This is a genomic window from Mesorhizobium sp., from assembly GCF_017306585.1.
In the GTDB taxonomy this organism is placed as follows: Bacteria; Pseudomonadota; Alphaproteobacteria; order Rhizobiales; family Rhizobiaceae; genus Mesorhizobium.
In genome coordinates this window covers 1-15,430 of record NZ_JAFKIC010000260.1, presented here as the reverse complement: position 1 = coordinate 15,430, position 15,430 = coordinate 1, and the positions used below count along the sequence as shown (strand labels likewise).

General features: G+C 63.6%; 16 protein-coding genes. 2 read left to right on the top strand and 14 right to left on the bottom strand.

Features of this window, described 5'->3' with window-relative positions:
• Positions 1-255: 255 nt before the first annotated feature.
• The 14 genes from J0I79_RS30850 to J0I79_RS30785 all read right to left on the bottom strand — a co-directional run bounded on the left by J0I79_RS30850 (position 256) and on the right by J0I79_RS30785 (position 13,473).
• Positions 256-879 (bottom strand): sarcosine oxidase subunit gamma family protein, encoded by a 624-nt coding sequence (locus J0I79_RS30850; RefSeq protein WP_292868513.1) that lies wholly within the window; start codon positions 877-879, stop codon positions 256-258.
• On the bottom strand, positions 872-3,850 hold the full coding sequence (locus J0I79_RS30845; RefSeq protein ID WP_292868516.1) for a sarcosine oxidase subunit alpha: 2,979 nt from the start codon (positions 3,848-3,850) through the stop codon (positions 872-874). The genes J0I79_RS30850 and J0I79_RS30845 overlap by 8 nt, the downstream gene beginning before the upstream one ends.
• Positions 3,851-4,061: 211 nt before the next feature.
• Positions 4,062-4,337 carry a sarcosine oxidase subunit delta gene (locus J0I79_RS30840; protein WP_292868510.1) on the bottom strand — a complete coding sequence of 92 codons (276 nt, stop codon included), beginning with the start codon at positions 4,335-4,337 and terminating at the stop codon, positions 4,062-4,064.
• 10 nt (positions 4,338-4,347) lie between these two features.
• Positions 4,348-5,601: a sarcosine oxidase subunit beta family protein gene (locus tag J0I79_RS30835; RefSeq protein ID WP_292868507.1), complete on the bottom strand. Its 1,254-nt coding sequence runs from the start codon at positions 5,599-5,601 to the stop codon at positions 4,348-4,350.
• Positions 5,602-5,637: 36 nt separating this feature from the next.
• On the bottom strand, positions 5,638-6,945 hold the full coding sequence (gene glnT / locus J0I79_RS30830; protein WP_137934135.1) for a type III glutamate--ammonia ligase: 1,308 nt from the start codon (positions 6,943-6,945) through the stop codon (positions 5,638-5,640).
• Positions 6,946-7,093: 148 nt separating this feature from the next.
• Positions 7,094-8,422 carry an FMN-binding glutamate synthase family protein gene (locus J0I79_RS30825; RefSeq protein WP_292868502.1) on the bottom strand — a complete coding sequence of 443 codons (1,329 nt, stop codon included), beginning with the start codon at positions 8,420-8,422 and terminating at the stop codon, positions 7,094-7,096.
• Positions 8,423-8,428: 6 nt separating this feature from the next.
• On the bottom strand, positions 8,429-9,151 hold the full coding sequence (locus J0I79_RS30820; RefSeq protein WP_292868499.1) for a GXGXG domain-containing protein: 723 nt from the start codon (positions 9,149-9,151) through the stop codon (positions 8,429-8,431).
• Positions 9,152-9,155: 4 nt separating this feature from the next.
• A complete protein-coding gene (locus tag J0I79_RS30815) occupies positions 9,156-10,052 on the bottom strand; it encodes a glutamine amidotransferase family protein (protein ID WP_292868496.1) in 897 nt (298 codons plus the stop codon).
• 85 nt (positions 10,053-10,137) lie between these two features.
• Complete coding sequence (locus J0I79_RS30810) at positions 10,138-10,467, bottom strand: hypothetical protein (RefSeq protein WP_292868493.1); 330 nt, start codon at positions 10,465-10,467, stop codon at positions 10,138-10,140.
• Entirely contained in the window at positions 10,464-11,153 is a 690-nt protein-coding gene (locus J0I79_RS30805; protein WP_292868490.1) for a hypothetical protein, read from the bottom strand. Before J0I79_RS30805 ends, J0I79_RS30810 begins: the two co-directional genes overlap by 4 nt.
• Positions 11,154-11,197: 44 nt before the next feature.
• Positions 11,198-12,604, bottom strand: coding sequence for an amino acid permease (locus J0I79_RS30800; protein ID WP_292868488.1), 1,407 nt, complete (start codon positions 12,602-12,604; stop codon positions 11,198-11,200).
• A gap of 14 nt (positions 12,605-12,618) precedes the next feature.
• Positions 12,619-12,774, bottom strand: coding sequence for a hypothetical protein (locus tag J0I79_RS30795; RefSeq protein ID WP_292868519.1), 156 nt, complete (start codon positions 12,772-12,774; stop codon positions 12,619-12,621).
• A 21-nt stretch (positions 12,775-12,795) separates the two neighbouring features.
• The gene (locus tag J0I79_RS30790) at positions 12,796-13,173 is read right to left on the bottom strand and encodes a hypothetical protein (RefSeq protein WP_292868486.1); all 378 of its coding nucleotides are present in this window, start codon (positions 13,171-13,173) and stop codon (positions 12,796-12,798) included.
• A gap of 12 nt (positions 13,174-13,185) precedes the next feature.
• Positions 13,186-13,473: a hypothetical protein gene (locus tag J0I79_RS30785; RefSeq protein ID WP_292868483.1), complete on the bottom strand. Its 288-nt coding sequence runs from the start codon at positions 13,471-13,473 to the stop codon at positions 13,186-13,188.
• Between the two features lie 285 nt (positions 13,474-13,758).
• Here J0I79_RS30785 and J0I79_RS30780 point away from each other — a divergent pair, with 285 nt between their 5' ends.
• Positions 13,759-14,892, top strand: a complete 1,134-nt coding sequence (locus tag J0I79_RS30780; RefSeq protein ID WP_292868481.1) for an aminomethyltransferase family protein — start codon at positions 13,759-13,761, stop codon at positions 14,890-14,892.
• Between the two features lie 41 nt (positions 14,893-14,933).
• The coding region (locus tag J0I79_RS30775; RefSeq protein ID WP_292868478.1) for a dimethylamine monooxygenase subunit DmmA family protein at positions 14,934-15,430 on the top strand (497 nt) is incomplete at its 3' end.

Sequence of the window (15,430 nt, the reverse complement as noted above, 5' to 3'; positions counted from 1 at the left end):
TCACAAAAGAAGACGGTCGGGCCCCAGCTCATCCACGGTATCGGCACCTGAGGGGCGACGGGCTCTCGACCGCCGCCACGGATCAGGCAACCACCTGGTCCGTGGCACCTCAATTATGCACGATTCCAAACACACAAGGGGTGTTCCAGAGAAAGCCGACGTCTCATTTCGCTGGAACACCCCTTATCCGTCTCGGCGCCATCACGCCGATCCACCTTCTCCCACAGGGGGAGCAGGAAGGGCCGCGCACAACTGCTACGCCAACTCCTCGGAATGCCCGATAGCGGCGCCATACTCAGCGGCCGAGTCCAGCATCGTATGCCAAAGGCTTTCGGCGAACGTTGCAAACACCAGAACGTTGAACACCGCCTGCCCATCGCGATCCCCACCACGCCAGAGCGTAACGCTGGTGTGATCCATCGAGGTTGCCGCCGCCGTGCCGACAGCAAATGCATCCGGATGCAAATCGATTGACGACAGTTTCGCGAGCATCGCGCGCGCCTTGCCGCCGGAGATGCTGATCAGCACCCGGGCATGCGACTGGTCCGACAGCGAGGCCGCACCGGCGAAAACAGGCGCAAGCGCCTCGATCGTGTGCTTGGCGCCCTTTGACAGAACCATGAACTGATCGGGTCCCGACCAGATCAGCGTAGCGTCCGATGTTGCGGCCGCCTTCGGCCTTTCCGGAGCAGCCACGCCAAAGCGAGCCTTGGCGGCCGCGGCCATCTCGGACGCCTTGCCGCGCCGCGCCATCACCTGCACGAGGTCGAAATTGCGTATCTCCGTAAGCGACACTCCGGCGTCGGCTTGTGCTCCGTGGTGGCCGGTTACCAGCGCATGATCGAGCGGGCTGCGGACGTCCCAGGAAAATTCAACCACGCTGGCGCCCTCCATCCGGATCGTAGAAGACGGGATTGCAGAGCTCGACATCATAGTCTTCGCCGCGGATCGGATCGTGCGCGTGCACGATTTCGCCGATACGCTCGCGGCCGCGCTCGACAAGCGCGAGCCCGATCCATTGCTCCAGCATCGGCGAGAAGCAGACCGAGGTCACATAGCCCTGGTCGTTGTCGGGTCCGGGAATCTCGCCTTTCGGGATGATGTGCGCGCCGGAGCGCAGCCTGCGCGATGTGTCGGTCGGCTTGATGCCGACCACCACCTGGCGATCCGGCGCAACCAGCGCCTCGCGGCCGGCCATGACGCGGCCGATGAAATCCTTCTTGGTCGACATCATCTTGCCGAGGCCGAGATCGGCGGCTGTCGTCGTGCCGCTCAGCTCGGGGCCCGCGATGTGGCCCTTTTCGATGCGCATCACGCCGAGCGCCTCGGTGCCGTAAGGCGTCACGCCGAGCGGCTTGCCCGCGATCATCAGATTGCGCGCCATCGCCTCGCCATGGCGCGCCGGAACGGAAATCTCGAACGCCATCTCGCCGGAGAAGGAGATGCGGAACAGCCGCGCCGTGAAGCCGCCGCGCAGCTTGACCGCGCGCGCGCCCATGAATGGAAAGCCTTCGTTCGACAGGTCTTCCGAGGGATCGACGATCTCCTTCAGCAGATCGCGCGTCTTCGGGCCGGCGATGGAGAACTGCGCCCACTGGTCGGAGACCGATGTCAGTTGCACGTCGAGTTCCGGGAACAGAACCTGGCGGCAGAATTCCAGGTGCTGCATCACCAGCCCGGCTTTGGCCGTGGTCGTGGTCAGGAAATAATGGTCCTCGGCCAGACGCGAGGTCGTGCCGTCGTCATAGACGATGCCGTCCTCGCGCAGCATCAGCCCGTAGCGCGCTTTGCCGACCGCGAGGTTGGAGAAAGTGTTGATGTAGACACGATCGAGGAAAGCGCCGGCGTCGGGCCCATGAACGTCGATCTTGCCGAGTGTCGAGACATCGCAGAAGCCGACGCCGCCGCGCACCGCCCTGACCTCGCGGGTCACCGATTCCAGCCAGTCCTTCTCGCCGGCGCGCGGGTACCACTGCGCGCGCTTCCACAGGCCGGTATCGACGAAGACAGCGCCCTGTTCGGCCGCCCAATGATGCGACGGCGTCAACCGCGTCGCATGAAAAGCCTCGTCGCGATGATGGCCGGCGAAGGCGCCGATGGCGACGGGCACGTAAGGCGGCCGGTAGATCGTCGTGCCGGTCTCGGGGATCGAGCGTCCGCTCACGGCGGCCATCATGGCGAGACCGGTAACATTCGAGGTCTTGCCCTGGTCTGTCGCCATGCCGAGCGTGGTGTAACGCTTCAGGTGCTCGACCGACTGAAAACCTTCGCGCTGCGCCAGTTCGACATCGGAGGCGGTGACGTCGTGCTGCTGGTCGACGAACGCCTTGCCCTTGTCGGCGACGTACCAGAGCGACGTCAGCGCAAACGCCTCGTCGTCGGCGACCGGCATCGAGCCGACACTGCCGCTTCGCCCGGCATCACGCGCGGCGGCGGCGCCGGCTTCAAAACCTTCGCGCAGGCACGCACCGAGGCCGAAGGCGCCATTGGCGGCGCCCGCGGCCATCATGCCGGGAGGCGCGCCATCCGGCACGAAGGCGGCGATGTCGTCGCGCCATTTCGGCCGGCCGCGATGGTAGGAGGTGAGGCCGACAGTCGGGTTCCAGCCGCCGGAGATAGCGAGCCCGTCGGCCTCGACCTCGGCGCGGGCGCCGCCGGTCAGCGAAACGGAGATCTTGCGCACGCCGGTCTTGCCGCCATCCACGCCGCTGACGGCGCCGTGCAGCACCGGAAAGCCGCCCTTGCTGGCGAGCGAGCGATGCGCGGGGGAGACCTCCGCACGCGCGTCGATCACCGCCGCGACCTGCAGTCCGGCGCCGAGCACCGTTTCGACCGTGCGCCAGCCGTCCTCGTTGTTGGTGAACAGCGCGATGCGCCTGGCGGGCGCTGCCGCGTAGCGGGTGACGTAGGTGCGCATGGCGGACGCCATCATCACGCCGGGCGTGTCGTTGCCGGCAAAGACGATCGGCCGTTCGAGCGCACCGGCGGCGACCACGCAGCGCTTGGCCACGATCCGCCACAGACGCTGCCGCACCTCATGTTCGGGCGGCGAGGGAACATGATCATTGACGCGTTCGATGGCGCCATAGGTGCCGCCGTCATAGACGCCGAACAGCGTCGTGCGCGTCATGATGCGCACGTCGGGCATTGCCGCCAGTTCGGTCAGCGTGCGCGACAGCCATTCGGTGGCCGGCAGTCCATCGATCGTGCCGCCATCGGCGAGCAGGCGGCCGCCCGGCGCGAAATCCTCTTCGCACAGGATGACGCGCGCGCCGCTGCGGCCGGCCGCGAGGGCCGCCGCCAGGCCGGCAGGCCCGGAACCCGCGATCAACACATCGCAATGCGCCCACGCCTTGTCGTAATGGTCGGGGTCGGCGATGTTGGCGGCGCGGCCAAGGCCAGCGGCGCGACGGATCGCCGGCTCGTAGATCGCCTCCCAGAACTTCGCCGGCCACATGAAGGTCTTGTAGTAGAAGCCGGCGACGAAGATCGGCGCGAACAGCTGGTTGATCGACATGACGTCGAAGTTGAGCGACGGCCAGCGGTTCTGGCTGGCTGCCTCTAGCCCGTCATAAAGCTCGGCCGTCGTCGCCTTGGTGTTCGGCTCGCGCCGCGCGCCGCTGCGCAGCTCGACCAGCGCGTTGGGCTCCTCCGAACCCGCGGTCAGAATGCCGCGCGGGCGGTGATATTTGAACGAGCGTCCGACCAGCTTGACGCCGTTGGCGACCAGCGCGGAGGCGAGTGTGTCGCCCTTGAAGCCGGAAAAGCTCTTGCCGTCGAAGCGGAAGTTCAGCGAGGCTGAGCGGTCGATGGTGCCGCCGGAAGTGAGACGATGGGATTGGCTCACGATATCAGGCCTTCTATCAATTCGGGGAGGTCGGCGCCGCCCCTCATCCGCCTGCCGGCACCTTCTCCCCGTATAGGGACGGGGAGAAGGAAGCTGGTCTTGCAACGCTGGTGATTGGCGAAATCATTGATGCCAGTGTCCCTCTCCCCGTCCCTATACGGGGAGAGGATGCCGGCAGGCAGGTGAGGGGCAGCGCTGACCTCGCGTGAATAATTCATTTCGCCACCTGACGCGCCCCAGTGCCCGCCGCCGGCTCTACGGCCGAAATCTCATGCGTCAGCGTGTTGCGGGTAACCTTCAGCCAGGTCCGGCAGCCGCCGCCATGATACCAGTTCTCGCTCATTACGCCGGCCACGTTGTCGCGCAGATAGACGTAGTCGTAAACGGCATCCTCGCTTGCATCCGCTGTGGGACGTTGCGGCTTGGCGTCGCCGAGATAAGTGAACTCGCCCAGTTCGCGTTCGCCGCAGAAGGGACAGACTATCCGCATGGCAGGGCCTTCAATGCAGGTTCGGTTGGGCGCCCTGGCCCTTTTCATCGATCATCGCACCTGTCCTGAACCGGTCGAGACGGAAGCGGGCGGCCTCCTTGTGCGTCTCGTCGCGGGCGATCAGATGAGCGAAGACGAAGCCTGAGCCAGGCGTCGCCTTGAAGCCGCCATAACACCAGCCGGCATTGAGGTAGAGCCCCTCGACCGGGCTCTTGTCGATGATCGGCGAGCCGTCCATCGACATGTCCATGATGCCGCCCCACTGGCGCAGCAGCCTTACGCGGCCGATCATCGGGATCAACGCCATGCCGCCCTCGCAGACGTCCTCCATGACAGGCAGGTTGCCGCGCTGGGCGTAGGAATTGTAGCCGTCAATGTCGCCGCCGAAGACGAGCCCGCCCTTGTCCGACTGGCTGACATAGAAGTGCCCGGCGCCGAAGGTCATGACGTTTGGGATCAGCGGCTTGATCGCCTCGGAAACGAAAGCCTGCAGCACATGGCTTTCGATTGGAAGGCGCAGTCCCGCCATCGCCGCGACGCGTGAGGAGGAGCCAGCCACCGCCATGCCGACCTTGCCGGCGCCGATCCGGCCGCGCGAGGTTTCGACGCCGGTGACCTTGCCATTGGCATCCCGCACGAAGCCGGTCACCTCGCAGTTCTGGATGATATCGACGCCGAGCGCGCTCGCCGCATGAGCGTAGCCCCAGACCACCGCGTCATGCCGCGCCGTGCCGCCGCGCCGCTGCAAGAGCCCGCCCTGCACGGGAAAGCGCGCATTGTCGAAATTCAGGAACGGCAGCATCTTGCGGAGCGCGGCCTGGTCCAGCAGTTCGGCATCGATGCCGTTGATGCGCATGGTGTTGCCGCGCCGGGCGAAGGCGTCGCGCTGGGCATCGGAATGGTAGAGGTTCAAGACGCCGCGCTGGCTGACCATCGCATTGTAGTTGAGGTCCTGCTCCATCCGTTCCCACAGCTTCATCGACAATTCGTAGAAGCCGGTATTGCCGGGCAGGCCGTAATTGGAGCGGATGATGGTGGTGTTGCGGCCGGCATTGCCGGAACCGATCCAACCCTTTTCCAGGACGGCGACGTTCCTGATCCCGAACTCGCTGGCGAGGAACCAGGCGGTGGCGAGCCCGTGGCCGCCGCCGCCGATGATCACCACGTCGTAGCGATCCTTGGGAGTTGCGTCACGCCAGGTGGGCTGCCAGGTCTTGTGGCCGGAAAGGGCGGCGCGGGCGAGCGAGAAGATAGAATATTTCATCATTTCATTCCGGGATCGCTCGCGTCACGCTGGTGGTCAGATATCCAGCGTGTGGTCGCGCTCCCATTGCGTGAAGTGCGAAGCATAGGAATTCCATTCCTGGTGCTTCAGCTTTAGGTAAGCCGACGAGAATTCCTCTCCAAGCGCCGCTTTGAGCGATTTGTCCTTGTCGAACTCGCGCAGCGCGTCGAGCAGGTTGAGCGGCAGTTTTGGCGCGCCCTTCACCGTATGTCCATGCTGGTACATGTCGATGTCGTAGCGCTTGCCGGGATCGGCCTTGGAGCGGATGCCGTCGAGACCCGCGGCGATGATCACCGCCTGCAGCAGATAAGGGTTGGCGGCGCCATCCGGCAGGCGCAGCTCGAAGCGGCCGGGGCCGGGCACGCGCACCATATGGGTGCGGTTGTTGCCGGTCCAGGTCACCGTGTTCGGCGCCCAGGTCGCGCCCGAGATCGTGCGCGGCGCGTTGATGCGCTTGTAGGAATTGACGGTCGGGTTGGTGATCGCGGCCAGCGCGGAAGCATGCTTCATGATGCCGCCAAGGAAATTCTTGCCCTTGGCGGACAGTCCGAGTTCCATCGAATTGTCGGCGAAGACATTGGTCTTGCCTGATTTGTCCCAGACCGAGATGTGGGCGTGGCAGCCATTGCCGGTCAGGCCCTGGAAGGGCTTCGGCATGAAGGTCGCGCGCAGGCCGTGCTTCTCGGCGATCGACTTGACCATGAATTTGAAGAAGGAGTGCTTGTCGGCGGTCGCCAGCACGTCGTCGAAGGCCCAGTTCATCTCGAACTGGCCGTTGGCGTCTTCATGGTCGTTCTGGTAAGCGCCCCAGCCCAGCGCCAGCATGTGGTCGCAGATCTCGGCGATGACGTCGTAGCGGCGCATTACCGCCTGCTGGTCGTAGCAGGGCTTTGAAGCCGTATCGTATTCATCTGATATCGCCTTGCCGTCCGGCGTGATCAGGAAGAACTCGGCCTCGACGCCGGTCTTCACATGCATGCCGTCGCTGGCGGCTTCGGCGATCAGCCGTTTCAGCGTGTTGCGCGGCGCCTGGTCGACCTCCTTGTCGTCCATGATGCAGTTGGCGGCCACCCAGGCGACGTCGGGCTTCCACGGCAGTTGGATGACGGAGTCAGGGTCCGGGACCGCCAGCATGTCGGGATGCGCCGGCGTGAGGTCGAGCCACGTTGCGAACCCGGCGAAGCCTGCGCCATCCTTCTGCATGTCGGCGATCGCTTGCGCCGGCACCAGCTTTGCTCGCTGGCCACTGAACAGGTCAGTGTAGGAAATCATGAAATATTTGACGCCGTTCTTTTTGGCGAATGCGGCGAGATCGTTCCCCATTATAGATAGTTCCTCGCTTATTGGTATTCTTGATGTTCCCCTGAAGCGCGTCTCATCTGAACTGGTCCGCGCGACGCGCTTTAAGTCCTTGTTTTATCGTTGTCGTTCGCCCAAAGCGCAGCGCGGTTCCGGGCGAAATGTATTTGCATCAGAAGCCGTTCTTCCCCGGTATCCAGTTGGTGCCGGCCAGCGGAACGCCGGCCATGGCGGCCGCCTCGATGGTGAGCGCGACGAGATCCTCGGGCTCGAGATTATGCAGGCTGTTCTTGCCGCAGGCCCGCGCGATGGTCTGGGCCTCCAGCGTCATCACCTTGAGATAGTTCGCCAGTCGCCGTCCGGCCGCGATCGGATCGACCCGCTTCATCAGTTCCGGGTCCTGCGTGGTGATGCCGGCCGGGTCGCGGCCTTCGTGCCAGTCGTCATAGGCGCCGGCGGTCGTGCCGAGCTCGTTGTACTCCGCTTCCCAGCGGGGATCGTTGTCGCCGAGCGCGACCAGCGCCGCCGTGCCGATCGACACCGCGTCGACGCCGAGCGCGAGCGCCTTTGCGACATCGGCGCCGTTGCGGATGCCGCCGGAGATGATCAGCTGCACCTTGCGGTGCATGCCGAGGTCCTGCAGCGCCTGCACCGCCGGCCTGATGCAGGCGAGTGTCGGCTGGCCGACATTCTCGATGAACACTTCCTGGGTCGCCGCCGTGCCGCCCTGCATGCCGTCGACCACCACGACATCGGCGCCGGCCTTCACCGCCAGTGCGGTGTCGTAGTAGGGGCGGGCGCCGCCGACCTTGACGTAGATGGGCTTTTCCCAATCGGTGATTTCGCGCAGCTCCAGGATCTTGATCTCGAGATCGTCCGGACCGGTCCAGTCCGGGTGGCGCGAGGCCGAACGCTGGTCGATACCCTTGGGCAGCGTGCGCATCTCGGCGACGCGGTCGGAGATCTTCTGGCCAAGCAGCATGCCGCCGCCACCCGGCTTGGCGCCCTGGCCGACGACGACTTCGATCGCATCGGCGCGGCGCAGGTCGCGCAGGTTCATGCCATAGCGCGACGGCAGATATTGATAGACGAGCTGCTTGGAATGGCCGCGTTCTTCCTCGGTCATGCCGCCATCGCCCGTCGTGGTCGAGGTGCCCGACAGCGTCGCGCCGCGCCCAAGCGCTTCCTTGGCCGGGCCGGAGAGCGAGCCGAAGCTCATGCCGGCGACGGTGATCGGAATTTTCAGCTCGATCGGCTTCTTGGCATGGCGCGAACCCAGCACGACCGACGTGTCGCAGCGCTCGCGGTAGCCTTCCAGAGGATAGCGCGAGATCGAGGCGCCGAGGAACAGGAGATCATCGAAATGCGGCAGCTTGCGCTTGGCGCCGGCGCCACGGATGTCGTAGATGCCGGTCGCCGCGGCACGGCGGATTTCGGAGAGCGTATAGTCGTCGAAGGTCGCGGATTTGCGCGGCGTTGTCGGCGGGTTGCGATAGGTCATGCTGCCTCAATACGCGTCGGCGTTGTCGATATTGAAATTATAGAGTGTGCGTGCCGAGCCGTAGCGCTTGAACTCCGACGGCTTGACGCCGGTGACACCCGCGCGGTCGAGCAGGCCCTGCAGCAATTCAAGATGTTCGGGCCGCATCTCCTTGGCGATGCAGTCGGCGCCGAGGCTGTCGACCTTGCCGCGCACGAACAGCCGCGCCTCGTAGATGGAATCGCCGAGCGCATCGCCGGCATCGCCCAGCACCACGAGGTTGCCGGATTGCGCCATGAAGGCCGACATGTGACCGATATTGCCGTGCACGACGATGTCGATGCCCTTCATCGAGATGCCGCAGCGCGACGACGCGTTACCTTCGATGACCAGAAGTCCGCCCTTGCCGGTGGCCCCGGCATACTGGCTGGCATCGCCCTTCACGACGATGGAGCCGGACATCATGTTTTCGCCGACGCCCGGCCCGGCGGAGCCATGCACCGTGATAGCGCCGCCCGAATTCATGCCGCCGCAGTAATAGCCGACGCTGCCGCGCACATCGATGCTCACGGGCTGGTCGACACCGACGGCGACCGAATGGTTGCCCTTCGGGTTCAGCACTTCCCATGCCGTCTCGTTCGAACCGGGTGTCAGCTTGTGGAGCGCCTGGTTGAGTTCCCGCAACGACTGGACGTCGAGGTCGAAAACGCGCGCATGGCTTTCGCGCGTTGCCTTGGAGGTTGCCGGCATGAACTCAATGCTCCCAGAAATACACGGTTGCCGGCTCCGGTTCCCAGACCCTCGCATTGTCTATGCCCGGCAATTTGGTGAGTGCGCGATATTCCGAGCCGAAGGCGACATACTGGTCGGTCTCGGCCATGACAGCCGGCTTGCAGGCGATCGGGTCGCGCACCACGCCAAAGCCGTTCTTGGTACCGACGACAAAGGTGAAGAAGCCGTCGAGGTCCGACAGCGTGCCTTCTAGCGCTTCGCCAAGATTCTTGCCGTGCGCCATCCTGTTGGAGAGATAGGCGGCCGCCACCTCGGTATCGTTCTCGGTCTCGAACTTCATGCCCTCGCGCACGAGTTCGCGGCGGACATTGTTGTGGTTGGACAGCGAGCCATTGTGCACCAGGCACTGGTCGGCGCCGGTCGAGAAGGGGTGGGCGCCCATCGTCGTCACCGCCGATTCCGTCGCCATGCGCGTATGGCCGATGCCATGCGTGCCGGTCATCTTGCGCACGTCGAAGCGGTCGACGACCGCCTCCGGCAGGCCGACTTCCTTGTAGATCTCGACCGCTTCGCCGGCGCCCATGATGCGGATATCGGGCCGCAGCGACTGGAGCGCTTCGCGTGCCTCGTCGACCTTGTCCGGCGTGATCCTGAGCACGGCATGGGTCGACTTCACGGAGATGCTCACCGGCGCTCCGACGGCCTTGGCGAGTTCGGCGTCCAGGCCGCGGAAGTCGCGTTCCGGCTTCGGCGACTGAATGGTGATCTTGGCTTCATTGCCGGACGGCGCGCCATAGATGGCAATGCCCGCGCTGTCGGGGCCGCGATCGCTGAGCGACACCAGCATCTCCGAAAGCATCGCGCCGAGCTTCGGCTCCAGGGCCTTGTCCTTCAGGAAAAGTCCAACGATTCCACACATGTCAGCCTCCCGGCGTTTGTGACTAAGAGATGATGTACCGAATGAACTCCCCGAATTCAATGGTATGAAAAAATTTTTCCTCTGGTTACGTATGCGGCCCTACGCCGCCCTGCGCGACCTCGCTGTCGCGCCTGATATTATGGACCCATTTGGCGGTGCGGATACGGGCAATCTTGTAAGCATCAAGAATCGACAGCGCATAGATCAGGAAGCCGCCCGCGTGACGGCCGACGAAGGTGGCATCCGGCGGCGCGATCTTAGCCGTCACCCAGGCCAGGATGACGATGAAGAAGAGAAACTGCAGGCCGCGCGTTGCCATGCCCAGCATGACGTGGCCGCTGCCGGGCAGCACGATTGCCGCCCCCAGAACGAAATAGGGGCTAACCGGCGCGGGTGAGGTGGTCGAATTGGTCATGCGGCCTGCCGTTCATTCCGGTTGATGGCGTCCCGAAGGTCGCAAAGGGATGTGAGCAGCCGCGTAATCAGCGCCGGATCGATCGTGCCGCTTCCGAATGCCGCCTGCCGGAACACGCCGTAGCGTGCCCGTTCGGCCTCGGCGAGCAGCCAGACGATGCGTACACCCTTGGGCGTGATCAGCAATTCCTTGGCCCGCCCGTCCGAAAAGGGCTCCAGATGGTCGGCAATAATGCCTTGCGGAAAGCGCGTGCCCCTGCGGTCGGTCCGCAGCACCGCCTCAAGGGGAAAGCCGGGCGCCTTGGGCAGCGTATGCTCGAGGTGGTCGAAATTGGAAAATGTCGTCGGCGAGCCCGGCCGCATCATCATGTCGAATGTGGCCGGCACGGCGACCTTCTCCATCACTGAAACGCTGAGCCAGCGCGCCGGCAGTTTTCGCGTCGCCAGCGTGTCGACGATGGTGCGCAACTGAACCTGCCGCCCGTTCCAGCTGCCTTCCCAGGTGATGACGCCGGCAGTGCCGTCCGAGACATTTTCTGCGTCGGCGATGATGGAGCGGATGCTGGCCTCGTCCGCGGCGAGCGCGCTCGCACCCCTTTTGCGGCTGCGGCGCGCCAGCCACGCGAGGTGAAGAATGACAGCCAGGGCAATCGCTCCGGCAAGCAGTGCTGATGTCAGTTCGGACATTCTGTCATGTCAGGCCCGCCCGGTCTCTGGACGGGCCTACTCCATCAATAGCCCTGCGGTTTCGGCCACGGCATGGTGAACTGGTCGCCGCGCCGTACGAATTTATAGCGATAGAAGTGGAACCAGAGCGAGATCAGGAAATAGAAGATGGTCATAGCGATCAGCTGCGAGCCGAAGCCGAGGAAGATAGCGAAGAAGGTCACCACGCACAGGCAGAACAGCACGATCGCCGGCAGCGGATGGAACGGATGCGTGTAGCCGCGGCGAATGGTGCCCAGCGGCCACTTCTTGCGGAACATCATGATGTTGATGCTCATGAAGGTGTATTGCAGCACACCCGACAGGATCGAGAAGGTGATCGCCTGGTTGAGGTCGGCGATGAAGGCGAAGGCGAGCGCGATCGGCAGCAGGAACAGGATCGAACGGTAGGGCGTGCGATATCTCGGATGCACGGCCGAGAACCAGCTCGGCAGATAGCGGTCGCGGCCGAGCGAGAACCATGCGCGCGCCGCGTCGTTGATGCAGCCATTGGCCGAGGCCAGTGCCGCGAGCAGTGTCGCTATGAACAGCAGGTTTTCCAGGAGTGGGCTGCCGGTCAGTTTGCCGGCGTCCCAGAGCGGATAGGGCGTGATGCCGAGATATTCCCATGGCATCAGCGAGGCACAGACGTACCAGGTCATCGCTGCCGCGATGAGCAGCGTGATCATGCCGGCCATCGTGCCGTAGGGCAGCGAGCGCGCCGGCGAACGCACTTCCTCGGCGGCCTGCGTGGTGCCTTCGATCCCGAGATAATACCAGATGCCGAACTGAAAGGCCGCTATGACGCCGATCCAGCCATAGGGCAGCGCGTTGCCGGGCGTCACCAATTCGTTGAGCTTAAGCACCGCCCCTTGCGTCCAGGGGCTGACCGAGAAGAACAGGATGACGATGGAGACATAGGCGATCGCGGTGATGACGAAGTTGACGTTCAGCGTCATCAGCACGCCGCGATAGTTGAGCCAGGCCAGCACCACGATGGTGGCGGCGATGAAGGAATTGTGGGTCAGCCCGTCCACGCCGGCCTTGGCGACGATGGTGTCGCCGAGCAGGATGGCGTCGGACACCTCCAGCATCGTATAGGCAAAGACCAGGAACAGCGCGACGTTGAAGGCCATCAGCGGGCCGACGATATGCTTGGCCTGCGCGTACTGTCCGCCAGCGGCGGCAACGGTCGACGTGACCTCGGAATCGATCATGGCGACCGATGTATAGAGCAGTCCGACGACCCAGCAGACGATCAGCGCCGCCAGCGTGCCGCCCTTGTCGGCGGAGAAATTCCAGCCGGTGAATTCGCCGACGAGCACGATCCCGACGCCGAGCGCCCAGACATGGGCCGGACCGAGCACCCGTAGCAGCGAGACCCTGTCACCGTGGATTGTCGTCGTACCTGCCGTTTCAGCCGCGGCCGCCATTGTTCAATCCCCACTCAGATCCGGTGTTGTTCGGAAGCGGCTTCAAGCTCGCCTTCGCGCGACGAGGTCAGGACGTCCTCGGAATAGGCTGTATCGACCTTGAACCAGTCGTAGAGCATCCACAGCGCGAGAACGATCGAGATGCCCCAGCATGCATAAGAGAGTGCCATCCACATCATCGTTCTCCCGGATTACTTGTCGTCGAACTTCTCGTTGATGACGTCGCGATATTCCCGGTCGGACGCGCGGAACAGGAACACGAAATAGCCGATCAGCACGACCGCCATGATGATCAGCGTCGGCCAGTCGATCACATAGTGGAAACGGTTCTGGATCACGTCATGCGCGGTCTCGGGCGTGTAGCCGAGCTTTTCCCAGATCGCGGCCATGGTCGGGTTCTGGCCGAGCGCTTCCCAGGTCTTGGCGTCGAGCGCGTCGATGGATTTCGCGGCCCCGGCAAGGCCGAGCTTCAGCGGCAGCCACAGCGCCACGAAGATGGCGACCACCACGACGACGATATCGAAGATCTGCCCGGTCTTGCTCTGCTCCGGCGGCGTATAGCGGGACATGCTTGCTACCTCTCAGGACTTGCGGTTGCGGAACGCGTCGGCGTTCTTGATGTCGAGCCCGTAGATGAAGTCCTTGTCTTCCTTGTAGTGGTTGACCATCGCCAGGATCGCCGCGGTGTTGAAGATCAGCACCGCGGCGGCGGCGACCGCCACGACGGCCTTGATCCCGACATTCGGGATGTAAGGCCATGTCATGAAGAGAACGAAGAGGATCGTCGCCCACAGGCAGATGATCAGGAGCGCGGAGCCGCGCACGTCGGAACGATACAGCGCCTCGATGCGCTGCTGCAGGTCTGACATCGGTTTTCCCCTTTATCCGGCGCCCGGCTCCGAATCTTCCGCGCGCCTCTCTCTTTCAAGAGAGTGAAATTTTTTTCATAAATTCCAACCGAATCTCGATATTGTCAAGATGAATTTACGTGGCGTTAACCGCCCGGCTTGGGAATGAAATTTGCCTGACAATGAAATTATTTGCTTTCAGGGGATTGCGGCTCTCTCGCGTTTGCGGTCAATATTCGTTCAAAGCCCCAGCCATCGTGCGAAGGGGCAGGGAACATCGGTGATTATCGGACGGAGGACGATCGGATGACGGCATCCTGGAGATTTTCGACCCTAGCGGATCGCCATCGCGCGCTGGGCTCGAAGCTCGAAGACTGGAGCGGCATGGGCACCGCCTGGACCTACGACAAGGACGCCGACGAGGAGTACATCGCCATCCGCACCAAGGCCGGATTGATGGATGTTTCCGGTCTCAAGAAGGTGCACATATCCGGCCCGCACGCCTCGCATCTCATCGATCTCGCCACGACCCGCGACGTAGAGAAGATCTATCCAGGCAAGTCGGCCTATGCCTGCATGCTGAACGAAGCGGGAAAATTCACCGACGACTGCATCCTCTATCGCACCGGGCCGAATTCCTGGATGGTCGTGCATGGCTCCGGCACCGGCCATGAGGAGTTGCAGCGCGCCTCCGTCGGGCGCGACGTGTCGTTGCGCTTCGACGACAACCTGCACGACCTGTCGTTGCAGGGGCCGACATCGGTCGATTACCTCGCCAAGCATGTGCCCGGCATTCGCGACCTCAACTATTTCCACCATATGCAGACGCAGTTGTTCGGCTTCCCGGTCATGATCTCGCGCACCGGCTACACCGGCGAGCGCGGTTACGAGATCTTCTGCCGTGGCCAGGATGCCGGCACGATCTGGGACAGGATCCTCGACGAGGGCAAGAGCGCCGGCATCATTCCCTGCCGCTTCACCACGCTGGATATGCTGCGCGTCGAAAGCTACCTGCTCTTCTACCCCTATGACAATTCCCAAAAATATCCGTTCGAGAATGAAGGCCCCGGCGACACGCTGTGGGAACTCGGCCTCGACTTCACAGTCAGTCCCGGCAAGACCGGGTTTCGCGGCGCCGAGGAGCACTACCGCCTGAAGGGCAAGGAGCGCTTCAAGATTTATGGCGTTCTGCTCGACGGCAAGGAACCGGCCGACGAGGGCGCGCCGGTCTATCGCGACGGCAAGAAGGTCGGCGTGGTGACCTGCGCCATGTATTCGCCGCTGGTCAAGAAATCGATGGGCATCGCCCGCCTCGACGTCGACTGCGCGGTCAAGGACACCAAGCTGGAAATCCGCAACAGGAGCGGCTCGATCAAGGCGACGGCGCAGCCCTTGCCGTTCGACGACCCGAAGAAAACCAAGCGCACCGCCAAGGGTTGAGGCATGTTAAGCGCCGAGGGTTTTTAAGGCACGACGCAGGAATGGCAGCCAAGACGATCATCAGCCGGCCCATCTACGGAACGCTTTCACCGCAGCCCGGCAGGCACCATCTGTTCATCGCCGACGCGGAAGGCGCGCTCGCCATATCCGAGATGGCCGAGAAGGCGCCGGCAGGGTTTTTCGACGGCGCCGAAATCGTCTTCATTCCCGGACCTGACGGTCAATATGTGGCCGCGCTCGAAGCGCTGAAGCCGGCGCAATTTCATCAGGCGCCGTCCTTCGCAAGCCTCCTGCCGAGGCTGAGGCAGACGCTGAACAATGCGCATATGGGCCTGCGCCTTTATCTCAGCGGCACCGAGGGGCTGATCGGCCAGGCCATGCAGGTGGCGCTCGAAGCCGGCATCGATCACACCTCCATGCAGACCGAGCATCGCGGTTCGCTGGCGCGGCGCATGCAGTGCGTGCACTGCAAGGGCATCACGGAGAACGTGACGACCCAGCCTGCCACCTGTTCGCATCGCGGCCTGCTGCTTCTGGT